This window comes from Pseudomonas sp. FP2309, from assembly GCF_030687575.1.
GTDB lineage: Bacteria > Pseudomonadota > Gammaproteobacteria > Pseudomonadales > Pseudomonadaceae > Aquipseudomonas.
In genome coordinates this window covers 5,451,380-5,475,752 of record NZ_CP117439.1, presented here as the reverse complement: position 1 = coordinate 5,475,752, position 24,373 = coordinate 5,451,380, and the positions used below count along the sequence as shown (strand labels likewise).

The window sequence follows — 24,373 nt, the reverse complement described above, 5'->3', positions numbered from 1 at the left end:
AGGTCAGTCCGTCGTCTCAGCCAGCATCTTGATCGCGGCCGCCCCGACCTTGCGCACAGCCTCTTCAATCTGCGGGGTCGGCTTGGCGCTGTAGTTCATGCGCAGGCAATTGCGGTACTTGCCCGACGCAGAAAAAATACTGCCCACCGCCACCTGTACGCCCTGTTCAATCAATGTCCGGTTGAGCTTGAGGGTGTCGAAGCCGTCTGGCAGTTCGATCCACAGCATAAAGCTGCCCTGAGGACGGCTGGCGCGGGTGCCGGCCGGGAAGTAGCGGCTGACCCAATCAAGCATCAAGTCGCGATTACGCTGGTATTGGCTGCGCATCCGTCGCAAATGCGGCTCGAAATGGCCGCCCTTGAGGAATTCGGCAATCGCGATCTGCGGCTGCGTGGCGGTGGAGCCAGTGCTGATGTATTTCATGTGCAGCACCCTTTCCAAATAGCGCCCAGGTGCAACCCAACCAATGCGCAGGCCGGGCGCCAGTGTCTTGGAGAATGAACTGCACAACAGCACACGGCCGTCTTCGTCGAAGGATTTGATGGTGCGGGGGCGCGGGTAGCTGTAGGCCAATTCGCCATACACATCGTCTTCGATGATCGCCACGTCAAAGCGCTGGGCCAGGTTCAACAGCGCACGTTTGCGCGCCTCGGGCATGATGTAGCCCAGGGGGTTGTTGCAGTTGGGGGTCAGTTGGATGACCTTGATCGGCCACTGTTCCAGGGCCAGTTCCAGGGCTTCGAGGCTGATGCCGGTGATGGGGTCGGTGGGGATTTCCAGGGCTTTCATGCCCAGGCCCTTGAGGGTCTGCATGGCGCCGTGGAAGCTGGGCGAGTCCACCGCGACGATGTCGCCAGGCTCGCAGATAGCGCGGATGCTGGCGGACAGCGCCTCATGGCAACCCGTGGTGATCACGATGTCTTCGGCGGTCAATTGGCAGCCTGAATCGAGTGACAGTCGTGCGATCTGCTCGCGCAATTCCATACAGCCAAGGATGTTGTCGTAATACAGCCCCGGCAGGTCCTGGCGCCGACTCACACGGGCCAGGCTGCGCAGCAGGGGCTTGAGGGTGGGCGACAATACATCCGGCATGCCACGACCCATCTGTATGACGTCTTTGCGCGGTACCGCGCGAATCAGTTCCAGCACCTGGTCCCACTGGGAAATTTCGACCGGACGTTGTGCCGGCCGACCGACTTCCGGAAGCGCCGGCAGTTCGCGGCCAACCGGCACGAAATAACCGGATTTTGGCTTGGGCATTGCCAGGCCATTGTCTTCCAGCAAGCGATAGGCCTGCTGCACGGTGCTCAGGCTGACCCCGTGCTCCACGCTCAAGGCGCGCACCGACGGCAGTCGATCCCCTGGACGATAGAAGCCCTGTTCGATGCGCGTGCCCAATAATTCGGCGAGGTTGACGTAGAGGGTCATGGGGAGCGCTCCAAAGGGACCAGTACAGATACGGAGAAAATACAGGATTCAACCGTGAACAGGCAGTGTCTGTATGGATTTAATAAAGATAGGTTGAATCTGTAATGGTTTTGGCCGCTCGCGCATTCTAGTCACTCAAGGCAACACGCCACTGAGGGGCTGCAAAATGAATGGCATGAGCGATGTGAGGCTGGCGTTACACAGTCAGGAACTGGAAGCAGGGCAGACGCAGGCACTGTTTACGTCTTGTGGCAGCCGCTGGAGTCTGTATTGGCACCGGCGTCACACGCGCAGGGCCTTGCTGACGTTGACCTCCGAGCAATTGCGCGATGTCGGGCTGAGCGCCGAACAGGCGCGCCAGGAAGGCTTGAAACCCTTCTGGCGCGGCTGATTCACACCAGCTCTTTGAGACGGTGCCAGAGCATCCCCAGCGCCAGGAGCGGCGAGCGCAGGTGCTTGCCGCCGGGGAAGGTGATGTGCGGCACCTGAGCGAACAGATCGAAACGTCCCTGTTGCTGGCCGCTGATGGCTTCGGCCAGCAGCTTGCCTGCCAGGTGCGTGGCATTGAGGCCATGACCCGCGTAGGCCTGGGCGTAGTACACGTTGGGGTGATCTGCCAGCCGCCCGATCTGAGGCAGGCGGTTGGCGCCGATACCGATCATGCCGCCCCACTGATAATCGATTTTCACGTTGGCCAATTGCGCAAAGACGTGGAGCATTTTCGGTCGCATATAGGCGCCGATGTCCTGAGGGTCGCGGCCGGAATAGTGGCAGGCACCGCCAAACAACAGACGGCGGTCGGCGGACAGGCGGAAGTAGTCCACGGTCACTCGCTGATCACACACGGCCATGTTCTGCGGCAGCAGGCTGACTGCTTGCGCTTCACTCAACGGCTCGGTGGCGATGATGTAACTGCCGGCCGGCAGTACTTTGCCGCTCAGGTGCGGGTTGAGGCCGTTGAGGTAGGCGTTACAGGCCAGCACCAGGGTCTTGGCGTGCACCTGGCCCTGGGCGGTATGCACCTTGACCTGTGGGCCGTAGTCGATATGCGTGACCTCGGATTGCTCAAACAACTGCACGCCCAACTGCTGCGCGGCAGCCGCTTCGCCGAGGGCCAGGTTCAGCGGGTGCAGGTGGCCGGAGCCCATGTCGATCATGCCGCCTACGTAGCGTTCGGAGCCGATCACGCTGCTCATCTCGTCCGCTTGCAGCAGGCGCACTTCGTGGCGATATCCAAGGCTGCGCAATTCTTCGGCGTCTTCGGCCAGGCCTTGCAGGTCGCGGGGCTTGTTGGCGAGGTCGCAGTAGCCCCAGGTGAGGTCGCAAGGGATCTGGAAGCGTCCGACACGCTCACGCACGATTTCCACTGCTTCCAGGCCCATCAGCTTCATCTGACGCACGCCGTCGCTGCCGATCACGTTGGCGAATTGGTCCAGGCCGTGGCCGACGCCGCGAATCAATTGCCCGCCATTTCGACCGCTGGCGCCCCAGGCAATTTTGCGGGCTTCCAGCAACACCACGTTGAAACCGCGCTCGGCCAGCTCCAGGGCGGTGTTGAGCCCGGAGAAGCCCCCGCCGATCACGCACACGTCGGCAGTCACGGTGCCGGTCAAAGCCGGGTGATCTGGCTGCGGCTGGCTGCTGGCGGCGTAGTAGGAAGTGGTGTGCCGGGCGCTGGCGGTCATGGGGAGCATCCCTGTTTGGAAAATTTGACGCAGGATACAGCGGTCGGACGAAGCTGTCTGCGCAGGGCGTTTTGCGTCAGAATCCACGCCTATTCGCCGTTTGGTAGCTGCTTAGATGAGTTGCAACAGTCAGAAAGTCAGCGCATTGCGCCGCCAGATTCCTTCCTTCGAGTGTGTGCCCGGTTGCCACGATTGCTGTGGGCCAGTGACGACGTCGCCCGAAGAAATGTCGCGTCTGCCACGTAAGACCGCTGCCGAGCAGGACGCGGCCATGGACGAGCTTAATTGTGTCCACCTGGGGCCCAAAGGCTGCACGGTGTATGACGAGCGCCCGCTGATCTGCCGGCTGTTTGGCACCACCAAGACCTTGCCGTGCCCCAATGGGCGTCGGCCGGTGGAGCTGATTCACCCTCGGGTGGAAAAGCAGATCCACGACTATATGGCCAGCACCCGGCAGGTATTGGTTTAGTCCGGAATCGGCAGGTTCAGGCTCTCTTTCACCTCTTCCATCACGATATAGCTCTTGGATTCGCGCACGTGGGGCAGCTTGAGCAGGATATCGCCCAGCAGTTTGCGGTACGAGGCCATCTCGGAAATCCGCGCCTTCACCAGGTAGTCGAAGTCCCCTGACACCAGGTGGCACTCCAGCACATGGGGCAGTTTGAGCACGGCGCGGCGAAACTCCTCAAAGGTGTCGCCGGACTTGTAATCGAGGCTGATCTCGACAAATACCAGCAAACTGCCTTTCAAATGCTGAGGGTTTAGCCGCGCGTTGTAGCCCATGATGATCCCTTCGCGCTCCAGCCTACGGACCCGTTCTGTGCATGGCGTGGTCGACAAACCGACTTTTTCCCCCAGCTCCGTGAACGAGATGCGCCCGTCGGCTTGCAGGATGCGCAGGATGTTACGGTCGATCTTGTCCAGCTCCCGCTTGGTCTGGGTGTTGGTACGCATAGGGGATACGCCTCTGTCAAAAGGGTTTTTGCCGAGAATTGTCGCCAAATATAGGCATTTATATAGTGAAATGCACTGGTGATTGCTTTTTATACTGCGCTCATCATTGCTCGAACAACACACGTCAGCGGCCCCGCCGTGATGAGGATATAAAAATGCGCGTTCTGGTCTTGGGTAGCGGCGTCATTGGTGTGACCAGTGCCTACTATTTGGCTCGTGCCGGTTTCGAGGTGGTCGTGGTCGACCGTCAACCCGCCGCCGCCATGGAGACCAGCTTCGCCAACGCCGGCCAAGTGTCCCCAGGCTATGCCTCGCCCTGGGCTGCACCGGGTGTTCCGCTCAAAGCCATCAAGTGGCTGCTGCAACGCCATGCGCCGCTGGCGATCAAGGCCACTGCCGATATCGACCAATACCTGTGGATGGCGCAGATGCTGCGCAACTGCACCGCCAGCCGCTATGCGGTGAACAAGGAGCGCATGGTGCGTCTGTCCGAGTACAGCCGCGACTGCCTCGACGAACTGCGCGCCGAGACCGGTATTGCCTACGAAGGGCGCAGCTTGGGGACTACCCAGCTGTTCCGCACCCAGGCCCAGTTGGACGGTGCGGCCAAAGACATCGCGGTGTTGAAAGAGTCCGGCGTGCCCTTCGAGCTGCTTGACCGCGCCGGTATTGCCCGCGTTGAACCGGCCCTGGCCAGCGTCACCGACATCCTCGCGGGAGCCTTGCGCCTGCCGAACGACCAGACCGGCGACTGCCAGATGTTCACCACGCGCCTGGCCGAAATGTGCAAACAGCTCGGTGTGGAGTTCCGCTTCGAACAGGATATCCAGCGCCTTGACCAGGCCGGTGATCGCATCAACGGCGTGTGGATCGACGGCAAGCTCGAAACCGCTGACCGCTACGTGCTGGCGCTCGGCAGTTATTCGCCGAAGTTGCTCAAGCCGCTGGGGATCAAAGCGCCGGTGTACCCGCTCAAGGGTTACTCGCTGACCGTGCCGATCACCAACCCGGCGATGGCGCCGACCTCGACCATCCTCGACGAGACCTACAAGGTCGCGATTACCCGTTTCGATAACCGCATTCGCGTGGGTGGCATGGCTGAAATAGCCGGTTTTGACCTGTCGCTGAACCCACGTCGGCGTGAAACCCTGGAGATGATCGTCAACGACCTTTATCCTCAGGGCGGCGATCTGACCACCGCGGAGTTCTGGACCGGCCTGCGCCCGACCACACCCGACGGCACACCGATTGTCGGCGCCACGCCGTTCAAGAACCTGTTCCTGAACACCGGCCACGGCACCCTCGGTTGGACCATGGCGTGCGGTTCCGGTCGCTTGCTGGCCGACCTGATGGCCAGGAAAACCCCGCAGATCAGCGCCGCGGGCCTCGATATTTCCCGTTACGGCAACCACCAGGAGTCCGCAAAACATGTCAATCCAGCGCCAGCTCACCAATGAGCGCATGAGCCAGATCGTTGTCCACAGCGGTACCGTGTATCTGGCAGGGCAGGTCGGCGACGACATGAGCGCCGGGATTGAACAGCAAACCCGTGAGACCCTGGCCAACATCGAGCGTTTGCTGGATTTGGCCGGTACGGACAAGACCAAGTTGCTGTCGGTAACGATCTACCTGAAAGACATCGACGCCGATTTCGCCGGCATGAATGCGGTGTGGGACACATGGCTGCCGAAAGGCGTCGCCCCGGCACGTGCCACGGTTGAAGCCAAATTGTGCGAACCGGACATCCTGGTAGAGCTGTCCGTCGTGGCGGCGCTGCCTTAAACGCGATCCCTCTCCCGGTGCCGACGTTGTCTGTCGGCGCCGGTTTTTTCTTCACTCTGCTGCCTAGAAGCCTGCCGCCATGCGCCCAGCCCGTGCCCTGATCGACCTTCAAGCCCTGCGCCACAACTACCAATTGGCCCGTGAAGTCACCGGGGCCAAGGCCCTTGCCGTGATCAAGGCCGATGCCTACGGCCATGGCGCCGTGCGCGTGGCCCAGGCCCTGGAAGCCGAGGCCGACGGGTTCGCAGTGGCGTGCATCGAGGAAGCATTGGAGTTGCGTGCCGCCGGCATTCGCGCACCGGTGCTGCTGCTGGAAGGCTTTTTCGAAGCGGATGAGTTGGCGCTGATCATCGAGCATGACTTCTGGTGCGTGGTGCATTCGCTGTGGCAACTGGAGGCGATCGAGCAGGCCGCGCTTAGCAAGCCGCTGACCGTCTGGCTCAAGCTGGACTCGGGCATGCACCGTGTCGGCCTGCACCCCAAGGATTATCACGAGGCGTATCAGCGCCTGCTGGCCTGCGGCAAAGTGGCAAAGATCGTACTGATGAGCCATTTTGCCCGCGCTGACGAACTCGATTGCCCCAGTAGCGATCAACAAGTGGCGGTATTTGATGCGGCGCGCCAAGGCCTGGTGGCCGAGGTCAGCTTGCGTAATTCGCCATCGGTGCTGGGTTGGCCAAACGTTTCCAGCGACTGGGTGCGCCCGGGGATCATGCTCTACGGCGCCACGCCGTTCGGCGAAGACCAGGCCATCGCCGCGCGGTTGCAGCCGGTGATGACACTGGAGTCGAAAGTAATTTGCGTGCGCGAACTGCCCGCCGGCGAGCCGGTGGGCTACGGCGCCAAGTTCGTGACACCCAAACCGATGCGCATCGGCGTGGTAGCCATGGGCTATGCCGATGGCTACCCCCGTCATGCGCCGACCGGGACTCCGGTGCTGGTTGCCGGCCAGCGCAGCCAATTGCTGGGGCGTGTCTCCATGGACATGCTGTGTGTCGACCTCACAGACGTGCCTCAGGCTGGCCTTGGTTCTACGGTGGAGTTGTGGGGCAAACATATCCTTGCCAGTGAAGTCGCCGCCGCCGCAGAGACCATCCCCTACCAGATCTTCTGCAATCTGCGTCGCGTGCCAAGGCTCTATTGCGGGGCTTGATCGCCGCGTACGAACGCAGCGGTCCGGGATTTAGGTCCAAGTGTTGTAAATACTGAACGCTGTCGCCATGATAACGCTCAATTACAACAAAGCCTGAATCCTAGGAGGCTCCCGCATTGGACGTCGGCGAACGACTGCAATCCATCCGTAAGCTGAAGGGTCTTTCCCAGCGTGAGCTCGCCAAGCGCGCTGGTGTCACCAACAGCACCATTTCAATGATCGAAAAAAACAGTGTCAGCCCCTCGATCAGCTCCTTGCGCAAGGTGCTGGGCGGCATCCCCATGTCCATGGTCGAGTTCTTTTCCGAGGAGATCCTCCAGGAAATACCGACGCAGATCGTCTATAAAGCCAATGAGCTGATCGACATCTCCGACGGCGCCGTGACCATGAAGCTGGTCGGCCGTGCGCACCCGAGTCGCGCCATCGCGTTTCTCAACGAAATCTACCCACCGGGCGCCGACACCGGCGAAGAAATGCTCACCCACGAAGGTGAAGAAACCGGGATTCTGGTGGAAGGTCGTCTGGAGTTGGTGGTCGGTCTTGAAACTTTTGTGCTCGAAGCCGGCGATAGCTACTACTTTGAAAGTACCAAGCCCCATCGTTTTCGCAATCCGTTCGATGTGCCTGCGCGACTAATCAGCGCAGCCACACCCGCGAACTTTTAACAATAGAGGCGTCCTGCCAGCGTTGCAGAGGCTCCCGCAGCTGTATTCCGTGAGGCCGAATCTCCCTTTATTTAATAGGGTTGTTTCGGCCAGGCGGGCTAACCGTTATACTTTCGCCGCCTGCGAAACCGTGGCCGCAGGCGTGAATAGCCACCATTGAGGGTGAACGCGTGAACCTAATTATGAAAATGCTGGCTGCACCAGCAACCGTACTGGCCCTTTGGGCTGTCAGCGCTCAAGCTGCGACCAATGATGACATTGCCAAGCGCCTGGAGCCTGTCGGCCAGGTTTGCGTTCAGGGCCAGGAGTGCAAGGGCATGGAGGTCGCCGTTGCAGCGGGCGGTGGCGGCGGAGCAAAAACGCCGGATGAGGTCATCGCCAAACACTGCAACGCGTGCCATGGTACGGGTCTGCTGAACGCGCCGAAAATCGGTGATACCGCCGCCTGGAAAGAACGCGCCGATCACCAGGGCGGCCTCGATGGCATCCTGGCCAAAGCCATTACCGGTATCAACGCAATGCCGCCAAAGGGCACCTGTGCGGATTGCTCGGATGATGAGCTTAAAGGCGCTATCAAGAAGATGTCTGGCCTTTAATCGATCGATCTTCGTCAAAAATGCCGCTTACGAGCGGCTTTTTTGTGTCTGCAATTTGTGTTTCGTACTGTTCATTGCAGCAAAGACCCGGCAAGCTCGGTCCAACCCCTAATCATGGAATGTTCAGGAGGGTCGGATGGTGCAGTTGTGTTCAATCGAGCAAGCAGTTGACGACGTACTGGCGCGCTTGCCGGCGCATATCCACATGGGCATGCCGCTGGGGCTGGGTAAGCCCAACCTGTTCGTCAACGCGCTGTACCGGCGAATCGCCCAACTGCCGGAGCGCGCGCTTACGATTTACACCGCCCTGAGCCTTGGCCGGCCGACCTTGGGTGACGGGTTGCAGAAGCGCTTTCTCGAACCCTTCATCGAGCGGGTATTCGGTGACTATCCCGAGTTGGATTTCCTTGCCGACCTGCATAAAGACAGTCTTCCGAAAAACATCCATGTGCAGCAGTTTTTCATGCAGCCCGGCAGCCTGTTGCACAGCGAATCGGCCCAGCAGGACTACGTGAGCAGCAACTATAGCCACGCCGCCCGTGATATCAACGGCGCCGGCCTGAACCTGGTGGCGCAACTGGTCGCGAGCAGCGCGGAACACCCGGACCGCCTGAGCCTGAGCTGCAACCCCGATATCACCCTCGACCTATTGCCAATGATCGCCAAGCGCCGTGACGCCGGTGAAACCATCTTGATCGTGGGTCAGGTTCATACCGATTTACCCTACATGCCGGGAGATTCCGAGCTGGGCATGGACGCGTTCGACTACCTGATCGACGCAAAGGACAGCACCACGCTGTTCTCCACGCCGAATATGCCGGTAGGGTTCCAGGATCATTTTATTGGCCTGCATGCCAGCACCCTGGTGCGTGACGGTGGCACCCTGCAGATCGGCATTGGCTCGATGGGCGATGCGCTGACTGCCGCCTTGCTGGCGCGCCAGGCCGATAACGAAGCCTATCGACTGTTGCTCACGGACCTGGACGTCTATCAATGGGCGCCCCTGATCAGCCGTGAAGGCGGCGTTGACCCTTTTGCTCGTGGCTTGTACGGCTGCAGCGAAATGTTCGTCAACGGCCTGCTGGTACTGGCGGATGCCGGGATTATACGGCGCAAGGTGTACCCCGATGTGGCGACGCAGGAACAGGCCAACGCCGGTTTGCTGGACGATGCGGCCCAGCCCGATGGCGTATCGATCCATGGTGGCTTCTTTCTGGGGCCACGTAGTTTTTACCAGCGCTTGCAGGAAATTAGCCATGCCAAACGCCTGCAATTCAACATGACCCGCATCAGCTACATCAACGAACTGTACGGGCAGGAAGAACTCAAGCGTTTGCAGCGCCAGGATGCGCGGTTTATCAACAGCGCGATCATGGTGACGTTGCTCGGCGCGGGCGTGGCGGATCAATTGGAAGACGGCCGTGTACTCAGTGGCGTGGGCGGTCAATACAACTTCGTTGCCCAAGGCCATGCGCTGCAAGGCGCGCGTTCCATCCTGATTTTGCGCAGTTGGCGCGAGTCGGCTGGGGAGGTCAGTTCCAATATTGTCTGGGACTACGGCCACTGCACCATTCCCCGACACTTGCGCGATATCGTCATCACCGAGTATGGAATCGCCGACTTGCGCGGGCAGACGGATGCGAAGGTGATTGAGGCGCTGCTCAATATCACCGACTCGCGCTTCCAGGCCGATTTGATCGAACAGGCGCAAAAGGCCGGCAAGTTACCCAAAAACTTCCAGCTGGATCCGCGATTCGCCGACAACACGCCGGAGCGGCTCCAGGGCATTCAGGCGCGGCATAAACGGCTGTTTCCGGAATATCCTCTGGGCAGCGACTTCACCGATGAAGAGCGTGACTTGTTACGCGCGTTGAACTGGCTCAAGAGCAAATTCAAGCTGACGGAGGTTCTGGAGTTGGGCAAGGCGGCGCTGGATGCACCGGAGCCGGAGGCATTTGCGACGCATTTGGAGCGGATGCGCTTGGATAAGCCGCAGGGACTTAAGGAAGACCTGTATCAACGTCTGCTGCTCGCTGGTTTGCAGGCGACTGCCCACTGACAGCCATCACAGATCGATGTGAGAGCGGGCAGGCCCGCTCTCACATTTTTTACCGCAGTCAGGCCGCGATTATTCGATGAAGGTGACGACCCCGCCCGCCAGCGACTTCACCCGCGCCAGCGACTCAACCCGATAACCCTGGGCATCCAGCTCCGCACGGCCGCCCTGGAACGACTTCTCGATCACGATGCCCAAGCCGGCTACGGTAGCGCCGGCCTGTTTGATGATCGAGATCAGCGCCTGGGACGCCTTGCCATTGGCCAGGAAGTCATCGATCACCAGCACGCGGTCGCTGCTGGTGAGGTGGCGCGGCGAGATGGCCACGGTGCTCTCGGTTTTTTTGGTGAAGGAATACACCGTTGCCGACAGCAGGTTTTCGGTCAGGGTCAGGGACTGTTGCTTGCGCGCGAAGATCACCGGCACACCGAGATTCAGGCCGGTCATGATCGCCGGTGCAATGCCTGAGGCCTCGATGGTGACGATCTTGGTGATACCCGAGTCCTTGAACAGCGCGGCGAATTCGTCGCCGATCAGTTTCATCAGTGCCGGGTCGATCTGGTGGTTCAGAAAGGCGTCGACCTTGAGTACCTGATCGGAAAGCACGATGCCTTCTTCGCGAATTTTCTTGTGCAGTGCTTCCACGGAACGCTTCCTCTAATGGCGCGATGTGCGCCGAAAGTAGATTAAAAAGTAGTCGATTCTAGCGCTTTAACATCGCGCGTATGTCCGCCAGCGCGGTATTGCCGCGAACGGCCTTTACCTCGGTCGGTGTGTCGTCATTGCCTTCCCAGGCCAAGTCATCCGGCGGCAGTTCATCGAGGAACCGGCTGGGGGCACAATCGATGATCTCGCCGTATTGCTTGCGCTTGGCGGCAAAGGTGAAGGCCAGGGTCTGACGTGCGCGGGTAATGCCCACGTAGGCCAGGCGCCGTTCTTCTTCGATGGTGTCGGCTTCGATGCTGGAGCGATGTGGGAGAATTTCCTCTTCCATGCCCATGATGAACACGTACGGAAACTCCAGGCCCTTGGAGGCATGCAAGGTCATCATCTGTACACCTTCGGCGCCGTCCTCTTCTTCCTGCTGGCGCTCGAGCATGTCGCGCAGCACCAGCTTGCCGATGGCGTCTTCGACGGTCATTTCGCCGTCTTCGTCTTTTTCCAGGGTGTTCTTCAGGGCTTCGATCAGGAACCAGACGTTGCCCATGCGGTAATCCGCGGCCTTGTCGCTGGAACTGTTGGTGCGCAGCCAGTTTTCATAGTCGATGTCCATGACCATGCTGCGCAGCGCACTGATCGGGTCTTCGCCGGCGCATTGTTCGCGCACCTTGTCCATGAAGCGCTTGAAGCGCGACAGGCGATCGGTGAAGCGCGTGTCCAGGTGTTCACCCAGGCCGATTTCGTCGGTGGCGGCGTACATCGAGATCTTGCGTTCGGTGGCGTAGTTACCGAGTTTTTCCAGGGTCGTCGAACCGATTTCCCGGCGTGGCACGTTGATCACGCGCAGGAAGGCGTTGTCGTCATCGGGGTTCACGATCAAGCGGAAGTAGGCCATCAGGTCTTTTACTTCCTGGCGTCCGAAAAAGCTGTTGCCGCCTGACAGGCGATACGGCACCTGGTGGTGCTGCAGTTTCAACTCGATCAGCTTGGCCTGGTAGTTACCGCGATACAGGATCGCGAAGTCGCTGTAGGGGCGGTCGGTGCGCAGGTGCAGGCTGAGAATTTCCACGGCCACGCGCTCGGCTTCGGCGTCTTCGTTGCGGCAGCGGATCACGCGGATCTCATCGCCATGGCCCATCTCGCTCCACAGCTGTTTTTCAAACTCGTGGGGGTTGTTGGAGATCAGCACGTTGGCGCAGCGCAGGATGCGGCTGGTGGAGCGGTAGTTCTGCTCCAGCATCACCACTTTCAAGGACGGGTAGTCGACCTTGAGCAGCATCAGGTTTTCCGGACGAGCGCCGCGCCAGGCGTAGATCGATTGGTCATCGTCGCCCACCACGGTGAACTGGTTGCGCGTGCCAATCAGCAGCTTCACCAGCAAATACTGGCTGGCGTTGGTGTCCTGGTACTCGTCCACCAGCAGGTAACGCACCTTGTTCTGCCATTTTTCGAGGATGTCGGCGTGTTCCTGGAACAGCTTGACCGGCTGCAGGATCAGATCATCGAAATCCACCGCGTTGAACGCCTTGAGCGTGCGCTGGTAGTGGGTATAGACGATGGCGGCGGTCTGCTCCTTGGGGTTGCGCGCAGCTTCCAGGGCTTGAGCGGGCAGCACCAGGTCGTTCTTCCAGGCGCCGATCATATTCTTGATCTCGTCGACGCCGTCGTCGCCTGCGTATTCCTTCTGCATGATGTCGGTCATCAGGGCTTTGACGTCGGCCTCGTCGAAGATCGAGAAGCCCGGCTTGTAGCCCAGTCGCGCATGCTCCTTGCGGATGATGTTCAGCCCGAGGTTGTGGAAGGTGCACACCGTGAGACCACGGCCCTCGCCACCCTTGAGCAGGGTGCCGACACGCTCTTTCATCTCGCGCGCCGCCTTGTTGGTAAAGGTCATGGCGACGATGTACTGAGCGCGGATGCCACAGTTCTGGATCAGGTGCGCGATCTTGCGCGTGATCACGCTGGTCTTGCCGGAGCCTGCGCCGGCGAGCACCAATAGAGGGCCGCCGACGTAGTTCACGGCTTCTTGCTGCCGGGGATTGAGTCGGGACATACAGAGTTCAGGGAGTCGTTGTTCAAAAGGGCGGGCATTTTAACAGGCTGGCAAGATTCTGCTGCTCTGGATCGACGGTGTGACGTACCACTCGATCTAAATTTGCCGCTTTTGATACTTTGCCGCAGGATGTCGAGGCTTTTGGTTAACCTGAGACAAATGATTACAGCCTGCGTGTTTGATAACCCCTATCATTGGTGATTATCAGGCCGCACGTCATAATGCCCGCCGCCAACGAATTTTGCAGAGTCTAGGGAGCTAGCTTGTCTACGCCTGTCGAACCCTTGCGTTTGCTGCTATTGGCCGATGCGCCTGAGTGGGCAGCGTTATTGCGCGAGTGCCTGGCGCCGATGGGCGATGGGGCTGTGCTGATCAGCGCGCCCAATTGGGACTCGGTGAGTCGTCTGTTCGATGACGACCAAAGCGCCGTGCTATTGACCACGCCCAACCTGCAACCCGGCCCTGGTCGGTGCAGTTTGCCGTGCGTATTGCTGTTGGAGCAGGAACCGTTGGTTTCGCCGCTGGGCGTCAGCGACTGGCTGATCCGTGATGCTTTGGGCACCGATACCCTGCGCCGCTGCCTGCGCCATGTGCGCGAGCGCGGTGTGTTGGAAACCACCCTGCAACGCCTTGCCGAGCAAGACCCGCTGACCGGCATCGCCAACCGCCAGGGTTTCCAGACCTTGCTGGCCGCGCGACTGGCCGAGAATGAAGGCCGCGGCCTGGCCCTCGGTCACCTCGACCTCGACAATTTCCGTCACGCCAACGACGCCCTTGGCCATCAGGCCGGCGACCGGTTGATCCTGCAGGTTGTCTCGCGGCTCAAGAGCCAGCTCGAAGCCGGCGACCAACTGGCCCGTCTGGGCAGCGACGAATTCGCCTTGTTGATCGATACCCGCCGTGCGCCCCAGCGCGCCGAGTGGATGGCCGAGCGCATCACCGAAGCCATGGCCGAACCTTACTGGGTGGATGGCGAAAGCCTGCTGATCGGTTGCAGCCTGGGTGTGGCGCATGCGCGTGCGCGGGCCGGTGCCGACCCGCTGATGTGGCACGCCCACATCGCCATGCAGCAAGCCAAAAGCACTCAGGGCTGTACCTTTCATATCTTCAACGAACGCATCAACCGTAACGCGCGCAGCCTGGCCGACCTGGAAAGTGAATTGCGCCGTGCCTTGCGTCGGGATGAACTGGAGCTGCATTACCAACCGCGCCTGGACCTGGACGATGGGCATATTGTTGGCCTGGAAGCGCTGGTGCGCTGGCGCCATGGCGAACGCGGCCTGCTGCCGCCCAGCGAATTCGTGCCGTTGGCTGAACAGAGCGGCCTGATCGTACCGCTGGGATACTGGGTGATCTCCCGGGCCCTGCGCGACATGCAAGACCTGCGTGAACGCGGCCTGCCGCCGTTGCACATGGCGGTCAACCTGTCATTTCGCCAGTTCCAGGACAGCCAGTTGCTCTCCACCCTCAGCCGGCTGATTGCCGAGCGTGGTGTGGAGGCGCAGTGGCTGGAGTTCGAGTTGACCGAAACCGCCGTTATGCGCCGCAGTGACCTGGTCAAGCAGACCATGGACGCCCTCGGTCGCCTGGGTGTGCGGTTCTCCCTGGACGACTTCGGCACCGGTTTCTCATCGTTCGTGCACCTCAACAGCCTGCCGATCGCCTTGCTGAAGATCGACAAGAGCTTCGTCGGCGGCATGGAGGAGCGCGAAGAGAACCGCAAACTGGTGCATGCCATGATCAACCTGGCGCACAACCTCAACCTGGAAGTGGTGGCCGAAGGGGTGGAAACCCCTGAGCAACTGGCGCTGCTGAGGTTGTTCGGCTGTGACCAGGCTCAGGGTTATCTGATCAGCAAACCGTTGCCGTTGCCTGAACTGGTGGACTACCTGACATTCGGCAGGGGCCGGCAGGCACAGGTAGGCGAAGGGCTTTAATCCGCTTGTGCGGCCTGAAACCCCTGGCGGGTTTCGGGCGCTGCGCCTTCCTGGCGAATCATGCGCTTCATCTTTGCCTCGAATGCCCAGGTCAGGCTGACGGCCGCACACGCCAAACCCAGCGCCAAGCCCCACCACACGCCGGTCGGTCCCCAGCCCAGGATGAACGCCATCAGCCAGGCGGCAGGCGCGCCAATCAACCAATAGCAGCCCGCCCCAATCAAAAAGGTGGTCTTGGCATCTTTAAGCCCACGAATGCACCCCATAGCAATGGTTTGCACGCCGTCAAACAGTTCGAACCAGGCGGCAACGGCGAGCAGGCTGACGGCCATGACAATGACGTCGTGGAACGCCGGGTTGTTGTGATCAATGAGCAAGCCGATCAGTGGATCGGAAAACAGCCATAGCACCACGGCAAAACCCAGCATCACCGCAGCGCCAAAAGTGATGCCGACCCGACCCGCCATGCGCGCCTGCAGTAACTGCCCGGCACCATAATGCTGACCGATGCGCATGGTCACGGCGTAGGACATGCCCGCCGGCACCATGAACGCGACCGAGACGATTTGCAGGGCGACCTGATGCGCCGCCAACTGTGTGCTGCCCATGGTGCCGATGCACAGCGCGGCAAAGGCAAACAGCCCAACCTCCACCGCATAGGTGCCGCCAATCGGCAGGCCCAGGCGCCACAGTTCGCGCAGGTACCGCGTGTTGAGGCGCAGCAGGCCGCTGCCCAATGGATAGGCGGCATAGTCGCGGTTGCTGCGGATGTACCACATCAGCGCCAGCGCCATGCCGTTGGCGACGATGGCGGTGACCAGGCCGATGCCCATCAGCCCGAGTTTCGGCAGGCCGAACATGCCTTCGATCAAGGCGTGGTTGAGCAGGTAATTGAGTACCGTGCCGCCAAGGCTGATCACCATCACGGGAGTTGCCTTGCCGATGGCGCTGGTGAAGCCGCGCAAGGCCATGAAACTCAGGTAGCCGGGCAGGGCGAATGGCAGCACCGTCAGAAACTGCCCCGCCGATTGCACGTTGCTTTCGGTCTGGCCGAACATCAGCAGCACCGGCTTGAGGTTCCACAACAGCAACGCCGCCGCCAGGGCCATCAACCAGGCGAGCCAAAGCCCCGCCTGGGTCAGGCGGGTGGCGCCGTCGATATCACCGGCACCGTGACGGATCGCCACCAGTGTGCCCACGGCGGCAATCACGCCGATGCAGAAGATCGACACGAACGAATAGGTCGCCGCGCCCAGGCCACCACCGGCCAGGGCTTCGGGGCTCAGGCGCGCCATCATCAGGGTGTCGGTCAGCACCATCAGCATGTGCGCCAACTGTGAGGCGATCAGCGGCCCTGACAGCCGCAGAATGGCCCAGAGTTCAGTACGTGCCGGATGCTGCATGATCATCACGCTCAAAAAGTCAGACGTTTGGGGAGGGGGTGATTCTCGGCGCTCTCAGGCCATTGCACAAAGGGATAAATGCGATCGTTTGCATGATTAAAACTCATGCCTTATGGATTCTGGTAGGGTTCCGGCATTGCGCTGTCGGAGCTTTCTTTATGTCTCGTCGTCTCCCTCCTCTTTACGCCTTGCGTGCTTTTGAAGCGGCCTCCCGGCATAACTCCTTTACCCGTGCCGCCGAAGAACTGTCGATTACCCAAAGTGCGGTGAGCCGGCATATCCGCACGCTGGAAGAGCATTTCGCCTGCCGTCTGTTCCAGCGCAGCGGCCGCAATCGGCAGCTCACCGAAGCGGCGCGCCTGCTGTTGCCTGGAGTGCGTGAGGGGTTCGCGGCGCTGGAGCGGGCCTGCCATACCCTGAACGCCGAAGATGACATCCTGCGCATGAAGGCGCCGTCGACCCTGACCATGCGGTGGCTGTTGGCGCGGCTCAGTCGCTTCCGGGCATTACAGCCGGGCAATGAGGTGCAACTCACCAGCGCCTGGATGAACGTGGACGAAGTGGACTTCAACCAGGAGCCTTTCGATTGCGCGGTGTTATTGAGCTACGGGCACTTTCCGGCAGATTGGGAAGCCAGTTACCTGTTCCCCGAGTTCCTGATCCCCGTCGGCGCGCCGAACCTGCTCAAGGACGGCCCTTGGGACGTCAACCGCCTGGCGGGCACCGAGTTGCTGCATCCCACGCCAGACCGTCGCGACTGGCGCAATTGGCTGGAGCGCATGGGGTTGTCGTCCCACGTTTCGCTCAAGGGCGGCCAAGTGTTCGATACGCTGGAGCTGGGCATGATCGCGGCGGCACGGGGTTACGGGGTGTCCATGGGCGACCTGCTGATGGTGGCCGAAGATGTGGCACAAGGGCGTTTGAGCCTGCCATGGCCAACGGCGGTGGCGAGTGGGGAAAGTTACTATCTGGTATGGCCCAAGACCCGCCCCGGCGGTGAGCGTTTGCGGCGTCTGGCGGATTTTCTCCAGGGCGAAGTGCAGGCCATGGCTTTGCCTGCGGTCGAACGTCTCGATTGAATGGGGGCGCCCCATACGCAACCGTTTGCGCGATGCCCTTGGGATTCGCTCAAGTATTGCCACACGCCGCCGAAGTAGGTGTGTTGGAACAATCGTGCACCAACGTTTCCCATTAGATAATTTGCCGAGCAGCGCTATGAGATCAGGATGATCCTGGCCTCGGCCAGGAGCCGTCATGTCTCAACCTCGCGCGCGGATTGCCTCCCAGTTAGGCATCGCATTAGCTGTGATTTTGGCTGTCGCCATCGGCGGCAGTACTGTTTTCGCCTTGCGTTCCCTCGACTCCGCCAACCTCGATACCCGCGAGGAGCACCTGGCCAGCGAAGCGCGTTTGCTCGCCGACCAACTCAATACCTTCCACAGCACGTTACGCGAGAGCACCCAGCGCCTGACGGGGTTGTTCGAGAAACGCTTCAGCGCCGGGTTGACGGTGAAGGCCGATCAACCGGTCGCGGTGGCCGGGGTTCAGACACCGAGCCTGTTGCTGGGCGGCGAAGTGCTCAACAACAACTTCACCGAAGTGGATGAGTTCAAGCAGATGTCCGGCGGCGTGGCCACCGTGTTTGTGCGCAGCGGTGACGACTTTATCCGTGTCAGCACCTCCCTGACCAAGCAGGACGGCAGCCGTGCGATCGGCACTGTGCTTGATCGCCAGGGTCCGGCCTACCAGCGAGTGCTAGGTGGCCAGGCCTATATCGGACGTGCGGTGTTGTTCGACCGTTCCTACATGACCCAATACAGCCCTGTACGCGACCCCAGTGGCAAAGTGATCGCTGTGTTGTTCATCGGGTTTGACTACACCGACGCGCAGGCCGCCCAGTTCGAAAACCTCAAGCGCTTCCGCATCGGCCAGACCGGTTCCCTGGCGTTGCTCGATGAGCAGAAGCGCTGGCTGGTGCCCCCGGCGGGCGTGCAGGCTCTGGATCAGGCGGTTCCGGTGATGCTGGACCTGGCCAAGACCCCAGGCAAAGGTCACTTCTGGAGCGACAGGAACGAAGATTTCTACAGCGTGTCGGTGCCCTTCGAAGGTGGCCCATGGGCCGTGGTCGCGAGCATGCCGAAAGCGGAAATCCGTGCGGTGACCTGGGCCGTCGGCATTCGTCTGGTGATCGGCAGCGTGCTGGCGATGTTACTGGCGGTGGGCGCCACGGTCTGGCTGTTGCGCAGCAAACTGCAACCGTTGAGTGATCTGGTGCGTCAGGCCGAAGCCTTGGGTGCTGGCGACTTGAGCGCACGGCTTAACGTGTCCAGCCATGACGAAATTGGCCAACTGGCGCGCAGTTTCAACCAGATGGGTGAAGCGCTGTCGACCATGGTTTCCCATATCCGCAAGGCGGCCGAAGAGGTCAATAGCCGTGCTCAGGCCTTGTCGGGTTTGTCGGGCGGCGCTTATGACGGCATGGAGCAGCAGTCCGGCGAAATCACCAGCATGGCCGGCGCGGTGGAAGAATTCAGCGCCACCTCGCTGAACATCGCCGACAACATGGGCAACACTGAGCGTCTCGCCCAGGAAAATGCCCAACAAACCCGCATCGGCCGAAACTCGATGCAAGAGGCTTCCACCTCCTTGGAGCATATCGCTACCGCCCTGAACAGCACGGCCACGGTGATTAATACCTTGGGTCAGCGTTCTCAGGAAATCGGCGGGATCGTGGGTGTGATCACCTCCATCGCCGAGCAGACCAACCTGCTGGCGCTCAACGCTGCCATTGAAGCCGCGCGGGCTGGTGAACAGGGCCGCGGTTTTGCGGTGGTGGCTGACGAAGTGCGTAACCTGGCGTCGCGGACCCGCGAAGCCACCGATGAAATTTCCGGGATGATCCAAAGCATCCAGAAAGAAACCGGCAACGCCATCAGCACCATGGAACACGGCAATGTGTTGATGCAGGAAGGCCTGTCGCGCAATGCCGATGTGGCCTCGGCACTGGCGCGTATCGATGAGCAAAGCCGCTCGGCGGGTCAGCAGTTCGCGGCGATTACCACGGCGACGCAGGAACAGAGCAGCACCGCGACCTTGCTCAGCAGCAACTTGCAAAGCATCGCGCTGGCCAACAGTGAGCAGCGTGAAGTGGTATCGAACCTGGCGATTACTGCCAAAGAGTTGGAGACCCTGGCGGCGGGCCTGCGTCAAGAAGTGGATCGCTTCCGCTGAAATGCCGTCTATCACCGGGTGGGCTAAGTGATCGCTGCCGGACGGTATTGCAGGGCCTCTTTGAGATGATCGCGGGTGATGGCATCCGCCTGATCCAAGTCCGCCAGGGTGCGCGCCACCTTGAGCAATCGGTGTGCTGCGCGTAGCGACAACGTGAGCCGCTCGCAGGCGCTTTCCAGCCAGCCTTCATCGTCTTTCGCCAACCGGCAGTGCTCGCGCAGTCCCGGCAGGTCAAGGAAGGCGTTGGCGCAACCCTGGCGTTGTTGCTGGCGTTCCCGAGCTTGCGCCACGTGAGCAGAGGCCGTAGCCGTAGTGTCGCCGGCCTGCGGGGCAGGGTTCAGAGCGGTGGTTTCACGTGCCACGGTGAGATGAAGGTCGATGCGGTCGAGCAACGGTCCGGACAGCTTGTTGCGGTAGCGCTGGATCTGCTCCGGTGTGCAGCGACAACGCCCACTGGGCTCTCCCATGTAGCCACAGGGGCACGGGTTCATCGCGGCGACCAGTTGAAAGCGCGCAGGGAAACTGACGCGGTCGCGGGCGCGGGAAATCACGATATGCCCCGACTCCAGCGGCTCACGTAGTACCTCCAGCACTTTGCGATCAAACTCCGGTAACTCGTCCAGAAACAGCACACCGTGATGGGCCAGGGTAATTTCCCCAGGTTGCGGTTTTGAGCCGCCACCCACCAATGCCGGGCCTGAGGCCGAATGGTGCGGCTGGCGAAAGGGTCGGTGCGGCCAATGGCTCAACGGCGCCAGGCTGACCACGGACTGGATCGCCGCCACTTCCAATGCCTCTTGTTCGCTCAATGGCGGCAGCAAGCCGGGCAGTCGGCTGGCGAGCAGGGTCTTGCCGGTACCTGGCGGCCCGCTGAGCAACAGGTTGTGTGCCCCGGCTGCTGCGATCAGCAACGCACGCTTGGCTGACAGTTGGCCCTGCACCTCACTTAAATCTGGATAGGGCTTGTTCAGGTACTGCAACCCATCGGATTTGTAGGGCTCGATTGGCGCCTGCCCATTCAGGTGCGCCACCACTTGCAGCAAGTGGTCCACTGCAATCACTTTCAGCCCGGACGCCAGGCACGCTTCTTCGGCATTCGCCCGCGGCACTATCACGGTGCGCCCGGCCTTGCGCGCGGCCAGTGCAGCCGGCAACACGCCTTTGACCGCGCGTACTGCGCCGGATAGCGCCAACTCACCCAGGCATTCCACGTCATCGAGCATCACGGTCGGCACCTGCACGCTGGCGGCGAGGATCCCCAAGGCAATCGCCAGATCAAAACGCCCGCCGTCCTTCGGCAGGTCGGCGGGCGCGAGGTTGAGGGTGATACGGCGTGCGGGGTATTGCAGAGCGGAGTTGAGAATCGCACTGCGCACGCGGTCCTTGCTTTCTTTCACGGCGGTTTCGGGCAGGCCCACCAGCGTGAGGGACGGCAAACCATTGGCCATATGCACTTCGACGGTGACGGCAGGGGCTTCGACGCCGACTTGGGCGCGACTGTGGACAATGGCGAGGGACATGCTCGTTCCTTGAAATGGGAGGCCGCTTCCTGCGGTTTTTCAAGGGTAGACGAGGTGGGGAAGAGCACTGCGGGGGAGGTTTTACAGAACGTATCCAGCGCGAGTGTGGGAGCCAGTACTCCCACACTCGTCGTGTTTATTCAGCCGATGGTGTCAGCTTGGCTTCCAGTTCAGCCACTTTAGCCTCCAGGCTCTCCAGTCGCGCGCGCGTGCGGGCGAGCACGACCATCTGACTGTCGAATTCTTCCCGGCTCACCAGGTCGAGCTTGCTGAAGCCGCTTTGCAGCAGGGCCTTGAACTGGCTTTCGATTTCATTGCGGGGCAGCGGAGTGTCGCCGCTGAACAGGCGAGAGGCGTGGCCGCTCAGGGCGTCGAGGAGGTCTTTAGGCGCAAGCATGGGAAGTATTCCGGAAAAACTGTCGGCGGGCAGTGTATCACGCAGCGTCTATAGTCTTTCCACGGCCTGCGGCGCACGCTTTTCGCGCATCAGGTCGGGCGGTGTCGCACCGTTTTTGTGCGCATTACGGTCGCCGAATAGCCCCGCAGGTGGGCTTGAGTGGGCAAAGGACTGATTTCAGTGATTTTTACGGAGCTGGCAAGGTTTCTGCTTAGACGATCATGACCCATGCACTGATGCAGTCGCTGTGACGAATGCAGTGCGCCGACGGATCAGGGGTACAGGTTTCGTCACCAGTGGTTAGCTGGCGTCGCAATAGCAATTGCGCTTGCGACGATGCGTTACAAAGCCAGGCACTGCGCTTAGACTTGAGACGGGTTTGTTTTCCTGGGGCAAGTCCACCAATTCGGGAGAGAGTTTTCATGAAGCTAGTCACTGCCATCATCAAGCCGTTCAAGTTGGACGATGTACGCGAGTCATTGTCCGAAATCGGCGTGCAGGGCATTACCGTTACTGAGGTCAAAGGCTTCGGTCGGCAGAAGGGTCACACCGAGCTGTATCGCGGCGCGGAATACGTAGTCGATTTCCTGCCGAAGGTGAAGATTGATGTCGCCATTGACGACAAGGATCTTGACCGGGTTATCGAGGCGATAACCAAGGCCGCCAACACCGGCAAGATCGGTGACGGCAAGATCTTCGTGGTCAATCTGGAACAGGCTATTCGCATCCGTACCGGCGAAACCGATACCGACGCAATCTAAGCCGCCAAACCCCAACGCCCCAGGAGAAAACAATATGACTCTGCGTAAATTCGCAGGGCTCGGAGCCCTGTTGTCCATCGTAATGCCAAGCCTGGCCATGGCGGCAGACGAAGTGGCTGCTCCAGTCCTCAACTCCGGCGACACCGCCTGGATGCTGACCGCCACCGCGCTGGTGCTGTTCATGACCATCCCGGGCCTGGCGCTGTTCTACGGCGGCATGGTCCGCTCCAAGAATATTCTGTCGGTGATGATGCAGTGTTTCGCCATCACCGGCCTGATCAGCATCCTGTGGGTCATCTACGGCTACAGCATCGCGTTCGATACCACCGGTATGGAACAGGGCGTGGTCAACTTCAACTCCTTCTTCGGCGGCATGGGCAAGGCGTTCCTGGCGGGTGTCACTCCGGCCAGCATCACCGGGCCAGCGGCGTTGTTCCCGGAAGCCGTGTTCATCACCTTCCAGATGACCTTCGCCATCATCACGCCGGCGCTGATCGTCGGTGCTTTTGCTGAGCGTATGAAGTTCTCCGCGATGCTGATCTTCATGGGCATCTGGTTCACCCTGGTCTACGCGCCGATCGCACACATGGTGTGGAGCGGCAACGGCGGCCTGATGTGGGACTGGGGCGTGCTGGACTTCGCCGGCGGCACTGTGGTGCACATCAACGCCGGTGTGGCGGGCCTGGTAGCGTGCCTGGTACTCGGCAAGCGTAAGGGCTTCCCGACCACTCCAATGGCACCGCACAACCTCGGTTACACCCTGATCGGTGCGGCCATGCTGTGGATCGGTTGGTTCGGCTTCAACGCCGGCTCCGCTGTCGCGGCCAACGGCACTGCGGGCATGGCGATGCTGGTGACTCAGATCGCAACTGCTGCGGCGGCGCTGGGCTGGATGTTCGCCGAGTGGATCACTCACGGCAAGCCAAGCGCACTGGGCATCGCCTCGGGTGTGGTGGCGGGTCTGGTCGCAATCACGCCGGCCGCTGGCACCGTGGGCCCGATGGGCGCACTGATCATCGGTCTGGCGGCGGGTGTGGTGTGCTTCTTCTGCGCCACTACCCTCAAGCGCAAGCTGGGCTATGACGACTCCCTGGACGCCTTCGGCGTACACGGTATTGGCGGTATCCTCGGCGCGATTCTTACCGGTGTGTTCGCGGCCCCTTCGCTGGGCGGTTTCGGCACCGTGACCGATATCGCGGCTCAAGTCTGGATCCAGTGCAAAGGCGTCGGTTTCACCGTGATCTACACGGCCATCGTGACCTACATCATCCTCAAGGTGTTGGACATGGTCATGGGGCTGCGTGTTACCGAAGAGGAAGAGGCGGTCGGCCTCGACCTGGCGCAACACAACGAACGCGGCTACAACTTGTAAGTACGCGAAAAAAAGATGCCCGGCTTGCCGGGCATTTTTTTGTCTGGTGTTTGTCAGCTATCACACGCTGTGCCGGTTTTTACGCCAAGTTTGTGACCAGACACACGCGGCACTTTTGAGCGTGCGAATGTCTTACAGGCATGTAGGCGTATTCGACACTTTGTTTTTTCCCAAGGCGCGCTAGAATGCGCGCCGATGGGCGGAGAACTGTATGTGGCAACAGACCCTGATTACCCTGCGGGCCAAGCCTCGGGGCTTTCACCTGGTAACCGACGAGTTGCTTGCCGGCTTGCCTGAACTGAAGGCGTGTCGTGTCGGCCTGTTGCACCTGTGGTTGCAGCACACTTCGGCCTCGTTGACCGTCAACGAGAATGCCGACCCGGCGGTTCGCCGTGACTTCGAACGGTTTTTCAACTCGCTTGTGCCGCAAGGCCGTGCAGGGTTTGAACACAACGACGAGGGGCCGGATGATCTGCCGGCGCATTTCAAGGCCAGTCTCCTGGGCTGCCAGCTGAGTTTGCCGGTGAAGGCCGGCCGCTTGGCGATGGGGACCTGGCAAGGTGTTTACCTGGGCGAGCACCGTGATCATGGTGGTGCTCGTAAAGTCCTCGCCACCTTGCACGGTGATGGGGCATAAGCCACTGGTTATCCGGTGGCTACTGATTTTTTTCCAGCAAACTCGACAGAGGGTGAAGCTGGGCTATAACTAATCTGCTTTTC

At 60.7% G+C, this 24,373-nt stretch carries 22 protein-coding genes; 14 read left to right on the top strand and 8 right to left on the bottom strand.

Annotation, left to right across the window (positions count from 1 at the left end; all coding sequences use genetic code 11):
• Window positions 1–3 precede the first annotated feature (3 nt).
• Entirely contained in the window at window positions 4–1,428 is a 1,425-nt protein-coding gene (locus PSH59_RS25355) for a PLP-dependent aminotransferase family protein (protein WP_305393933.1), read from the bottom strand.
• A gap of 166 nt (window positions 1,429–1,594) precedes the next feature.
• Between PSH59_RS25355 and PSH59_RS25350 the strand changes: the two genes are divergently transcribed.
• Entirely contained in the window at window positions 1,595–1,819 is a 225-nt protein-coding gene (locus PSH59_RS25350; protein ID WP_248081805.1) for a DUF1127 domain-containing protein, read from the top strand.
• Between the two features lies 1 nt (window position 1,820).
• Here the strand turns inward: PSH59_RS25350 and PSH59_RS25345 are convergent, their stop codons facing one another.
• On the bottom strand, window positions 1,821–3,113 hold the full coding sequence (locus PSH59_RS25345) for an FAD-binding oxidoreductase (RefSeq protein ID WP_305393932.1): 1,293 nt from the start codon (window positions 3,111–3,113) through the stop codon (window positions 1,821–1,823).
• A gap of 115 nt (window positions 3,114–3,228) precedes the next feature.
• Between PSH59_RS25345 and PSH59_RS25340 the strand changes: the two genes are divergently transcribed.
• On the top strand, window positions 3,229–3,582 hold the full coding sequence (locus PSH59_RS25340) for a YkgJ family cysteine cluster protein (RefSeq protein ID WP_248081801.1): 354 nt from the start codon (window positions 3,229–3,231) through the stop codon (window positions 3,580–3,582).
• Here PSH59_RS25340 and PSH59_RS25335 read toward each other — a convergent pair.
• Complete coding sequence (locus tag PSH59_RS25335; RefSeq protein ID WP_003206849.1) at window positions 3,579–4,067, bottom strand: Lrp/AsnC ligand binding domain-containing protein; 489 nt, start codon at window positions 4,065–4,067, stop codon at window positions 3,579–3,581. The genes PSH59_RS25340 and PSH59_RS25335 overlap by 4 nt on opposite strands.
• Window positions 4,068–4,222: 155 nt before the next feature.
• Between PSH59_RS25335 and dadA the strand changes: the two genes are divergently transcribed.
• From dadA to PSH59_RS25305, 6 genes are all read left to right on the top strand, one after another.
• The gene (dadA, locus tag PSH59_RS25330) at window positions 4,223–5,524 is read left to right on the top strand and encodes a D-amino acid dehydrogenase (protein ID WP_305393931.1); all 1,302 of its coding nucleotides are present in this window, start codon (window positions 4,223–4,225) and stop codon (window positions 5,522–5,524) included.
• Window positions 5,496–5,849 carry a RidA family protein gene (locus PSH59_RS25325; protein WP_305393930.1) on the top strand — a complete coding sequence of 118 codons (354 nt, stop codon included), beginning with the start codon at window positions 5,496–5,498 and terminating at the stop codon, window positions 5,847–5,849. The genes dadA and PSH59_RS25325 overlap by 29 nt, the downstream gene beginning before the upstream one ends.
• Window positions 5,850–5,928: 79 nt before the next feature.
• Window positions 5,929–7,002, top strand: coding sequence for an alanine racemase (alr, locus tag PSH59_RS25320; RefSeq protein ID WP_305393929.1), 1,074 nt, complete (start codon window positions 5,929–5,931; stop codon window positions 7,000–7,002).
• A 116-nt stretch (window positions 7,003–7,118) separates the two neighbouring features.
• Complete coding sequence (locus PSH59_RS25315; RefSeq protein WP_003176893.1) at window positions 7,119–7,667, top strand: cupin domain-containing protein; 549 nt, start codon at window positions 7,119–7,121, stop codon at window positions 7,665–7,667.
• A gap of 182 nt (window positions 7,668–7,849) precedes the next feature.
• The gene (locus PSH59_RS25310) at window positions 7,850–8,263 is read left to right on the top strand and encodes a cytochrome c5 family protein (RefSeq protein WP_090401453.1); all 414 of its coding nucleotides are present in this window, start codon (window positions 7,850–7,852) and stop codon (window positions 8,261–8,263) included.
• A 136-nt stretch (window positions 8,264–8,399) separates the two neighbouring features.
• Complete coding sequence (locus PSH59_RS25305; protein WP_248081793.1) at window positions 8,400–10,322, top strand: acetyl-CoA hydrolase/transferase C-terminal domain-containing protein; 1,923 nt, start codon at window positions 8,400–8,402, stop codon at window positions 10,320–10,322.
• 69 nt (window positions 10,323–10,391) lie between these two features.
• Here the strand turns inward: PSH59_RS25305 and PSH59_RS25300 are convergent, their stop codons facing one another.
• Both PSH59_RS25300 and rep read right to left on the bottom strand, forming a co-directional pair.
• Window positions 10,392–10,964, bottom strand: a complete 573-nt coding sequence (locus tag PSH59_RS25300) for a xanthine phosphoribosyltransferase (RefSeq protein ID WP_003195447.1) — start codon at window positions 10,962–10,964, stop codon at window positions 10,392–10,394.
• 58 nt (window positions 10,965–11,022) lie between these two features.
• The gene (gene rep / locus PSH59_RS25295; protein ID WP_248081791.1) at window positions 11,023–13,032 is read right to left on the bottom strand and encodes a DNA helicase Rep; all 2,010 of its coding nucleotides are present in this window, start codon (window positions 13,030–13,032) and stop codon (window positions 11,023–11,025) included.
• Between the two features lie 263 nt (window positions 13,033–13,295).
• Here rep and PSH59_RS25290 point away from each other — a divergent pair, with 263 nt between their 5' ends.
• Window positions 13,296–14,969 carry a bifunctional diguanylate cyclase/phosphodiesterase gene (locus tag PSH59_RS25290; RefSeq protein WP_305393928.1) on the top strand — a complete coding sequence of 558 codons (1,674 nt, stop codon included), beginning with the start codon at window positions 13,296–13,298 and terminating at the stop codon, window positions 14,967–14,969.
• Here the strand turns inward: PSH59_RS25290 and PSH59_RS25285 are convergent.
• Window positions 14,966–16,378 carry a NorM family multidrug efflux MATE transporter gene (locus tag PSH59_RS25285; protein WP_248081840.1) on the bottom strand — a complete coding sequence of 471 codons (1,413 nt, stop codon included), beginning with the start codon at window positions 16,376–16,378 and terminating at the stop codon, window positions 14,966–14,968. The genes PSH59_RS25290 and PSH59_RS25285 overlap by 4 nt on opposite strands.
• Before the next feature lie 152 nt (window positions 16,379–16,530).
• Here PSH59_RS25285 and PSH59_RS25280 point away from each other — a divergent pair, with 152 nt between their 5' ends.
• Together PSH59_RS25280 and PSH59_RS25275 are read left to right on the top strand one after the other, a co-directional pair.
• Entirely contained in the window at window positions 16,531–17,451 is a 921-nt protein-coding gene (locus PSH59_RS25280; RefSeq protein ID WP_305393927.1) for a LysR substrate-binding domain-containing protein, read from the top strand.
• A gap of 175 nt (window positions 17,452–17,626) precedes the next feature.
• Complete coding sequence (locus PSH59_RS25275; protein ID WP_248081787.1) at window positions 17,627–19,603, top strand: methyl-accepting chemotaxis protein; 1,977 nt, start codon at window positions 17,627–17,629, stop codon at window positions 19,601–19,603.
• 23 nt (window positions 19,604–19,626) lie between these two features.
• On the opposite strand, the gene PSH59_RS25270 is transcribed toward PSH59_RS25275, so the two are convergent.
• Together PSH59_RS25270 and PSH59_RS25265 are read right to left on the bottom strand one after the other, a co-directional pair.
• Window positions 19,627–21,123 carry a YifB family Mg chelatase-like AAA ATPase gene (locus tag PSH59_RS25270; protein WP_248081786.1) on the bottom strand — a complete coding sequence of 499 codons (1,497 nt, stop codon included), beginning with the start codon at window positions 21,121–21,123 and terminating at the stop codon, window positions 19,627–19,629.
• A 136-nt stretch (window positions 21,124–21,259) separates the two neighbouring features.
• The gene (locus PSH59_RS25265) at window positions 21,260–21,520 is read right to left on the bottom strand and encodes an accessory factor UbiK family protein (RefSeq protein ID WP_305393926.1); all 261 of its coding nucleotides are present in this window, start codon (window positions 21,518–21,520) and stop codon (window positions 21,260–21,262) included.
• Window positions 21,521–21,942: 422 nt separating this feature from the next.
• Between PSH59_RS25265 and glnK the strand changes: the two genes are divergently transcribed.
• From glnK to PSH59_RS25250, 3 genes are all read left to right on the top strand, one after another.
• Window positions 21,943–22,281: a P-II family nitrogen regulator gene (gene glnK / locus PSH59_RS25260; RefSeq protein WP_002555808.1), complete on the top strand. Its 339-nt coding sequence runs from the start codon at window positions 21,943–21,945 to the stop codon at window positions 22,279–22,281.
• 34 nt (window positions 22,282–22,315) lie between these two features.
• Window positions 22,316–23,653 carry an ammonium transporter gene (locus tag PSH59_RS25255; RefSeq protein ID WP_248081785.1) on the top strand — a complete coding sequence of 446 codons (1,338 nt, stop codon included), beginning with the start codon at window positions 22,316–22,318 and terminating at the stop codon, window positions 23,651–23,653.
• A gap of 211 nt (window positions 23,654–23,864) precedes the next feature.
• The gene (locus PSH59_RS25250; protein WP_071485166.1) at window positions 23,865–24,290 is read left to right on the top strand and encodes a secondary thiamine-phosphate synthase enzyme YjbQ; all 426 of its coding nucleotides are present in this window, start codon (window positions 23,865–23,867) and stop codon (window positions 24,288–24,290) included.
• The last annotated feature ends 83 nt before the right edge of the window (window positions 24,291–24,373 follow it).

What these genes read in the sequence shown, in the direction of transcription:
- PSH59_RS25355 (WP_305393933.1), bottom strand. Translation starts at nt 1,428, where the DNA reads ATGACCCTCTACGTCAACCTCGCCGAATTATTGGGCACGCGCATCGAA.
- PSH59_RS25350 (WP_248081805.1), top strand. Translation starts at nt 1,595, where the DNA reads ATGAATGGCATGAGCGATGTGAGGCTGGCGTTACACAGTCAGGAACTG.
- PSH59_RS25345 (WP_305393932.1), bottom strand. Translation starts at nt 3,113, where the DNA reads ATGACCGCCAGCGCCCGGCACACCACTTCCTACTACGCCGCCAGCAGC.
- PSH59_RS25340 (WP_248081801.1), top strand. Translation starts at nt 3,229, where the DNA reads ATGAGTTGCAACAGTCAGAAAGTCAGCGCATTGCGCCGCCAGATTCCT.
- PSH59_RS25335 (WP_003206849.1), bottom strand. Translation starts at nt 4,067, where the DNA reads ATGCGTACCAACACCCAGACCAAGCGGGAGCTGGACAAGATCGACCGT.
- dadA (WP_305393931.1), top strand. Translation starts at nt 4,223, where the DNA reads ATGCGCGTTCTGGTCTTGGGTAGCGGCGTCATTGGTGTGACCAGTGCC.
- PSH59_RS25325 (WP_305393930.1), top strand. Translation starts at nt 5,496, where the DNA reads ATGTCAATCCAGCGCCAGCTCACCAATGAGCGCATGAGCCAGATCGTT.
- alr (WP_305393929.1), top strand. Translation starts at nt 5,929, where the DNA reads ATGCGCCCAGCCCGTGCCCTGATCGACCTTCAAGCCCTGCGCCACAAC.
- PSH59_RS25310 (WP_090401453.1), top strand. Translation starts at nt 7,850, where the DNA reads ATGAAAATGCTGGCTGCACCAGCAACCGTACTGGCCCTTTGGGCTGTC.
- PSH59_RS25305 (WP_248081793.1), top strand. Translation starts at nt 8,400, where the DNA reads ATGGTGCAGTTGTGTTCAATCGAGCAAGCAGTTGACGACGTACTGGCG.
- rep (WP_248081791.1), bottom strand. Translation starts at nt 13,032, where the DNA reads ATGTCCCGACTCAATCCCCGGCAGCAAGAAGCCGTGAACTACGTCGGC.
- PSH59_RS25285 (WP_248081840.1), bottom strand. Translation starts at nt 16,378, where the DNA reads ATGATCATGCAGCATCCGGCACGTACTGAACTCTGGGCCATTCTGCGG.
- PSH59_RS25280 (WP_305393927.1), top strand. Translation starts at nt 16,531, where the DNA reads ATGTCTCGTCGTCTCCCTCCTCTTTACGCCTTGCGTGCTTTTGAAGCG.
- PSH59_RS25275 (WP_248081787.1), top strand. Translation starts at nt 17,627, where the DNA reads ATGTCTCAACCTCGCGCGCGGATTGCCTCCCAGTTAGGCATCGCATTA.
- PSH59_RS25270 (WP_248081786.1), bottom strand. Translation starts at nt 21,123, where the DNA reads ATGTCCCTCGCCATTGTCCACAGTCGCGCCCAAGTCGGCGTCGAAGCC.
- PSH59_RS25265 (WP_305393926.1), bottom strand. Translation starts at nt 21,520, where the DNA reads ATGCTTGCGCCTAAAGACCTCCTCGACGCCCTGAGCGGCCACGCCTCT.
- glnK (WP_002555808.1), top strand. Translation starts at nt 21,943, where the DNA reads ATGAAGCTAGTCACTGCCATCATCAAGCCGTTCAAGTTGGACGATGTA.
- PSH59_RS25255 (WP_248081785.1), top strand. Translation starts at nt 22,316, where the DNA reads ATGACTCTGCGTAAATTCGCAGGGCTCGGAGCCCTGTTGTCCATCGTA.
- PSH59_RS25250 (WP_071485166.1), top strand. Translation starts at nt 23,865, where the DNA reads ATGTGGCAACAGACCCTGATTACCCTGCGGGCCAAGCCTCGGGGCTTT.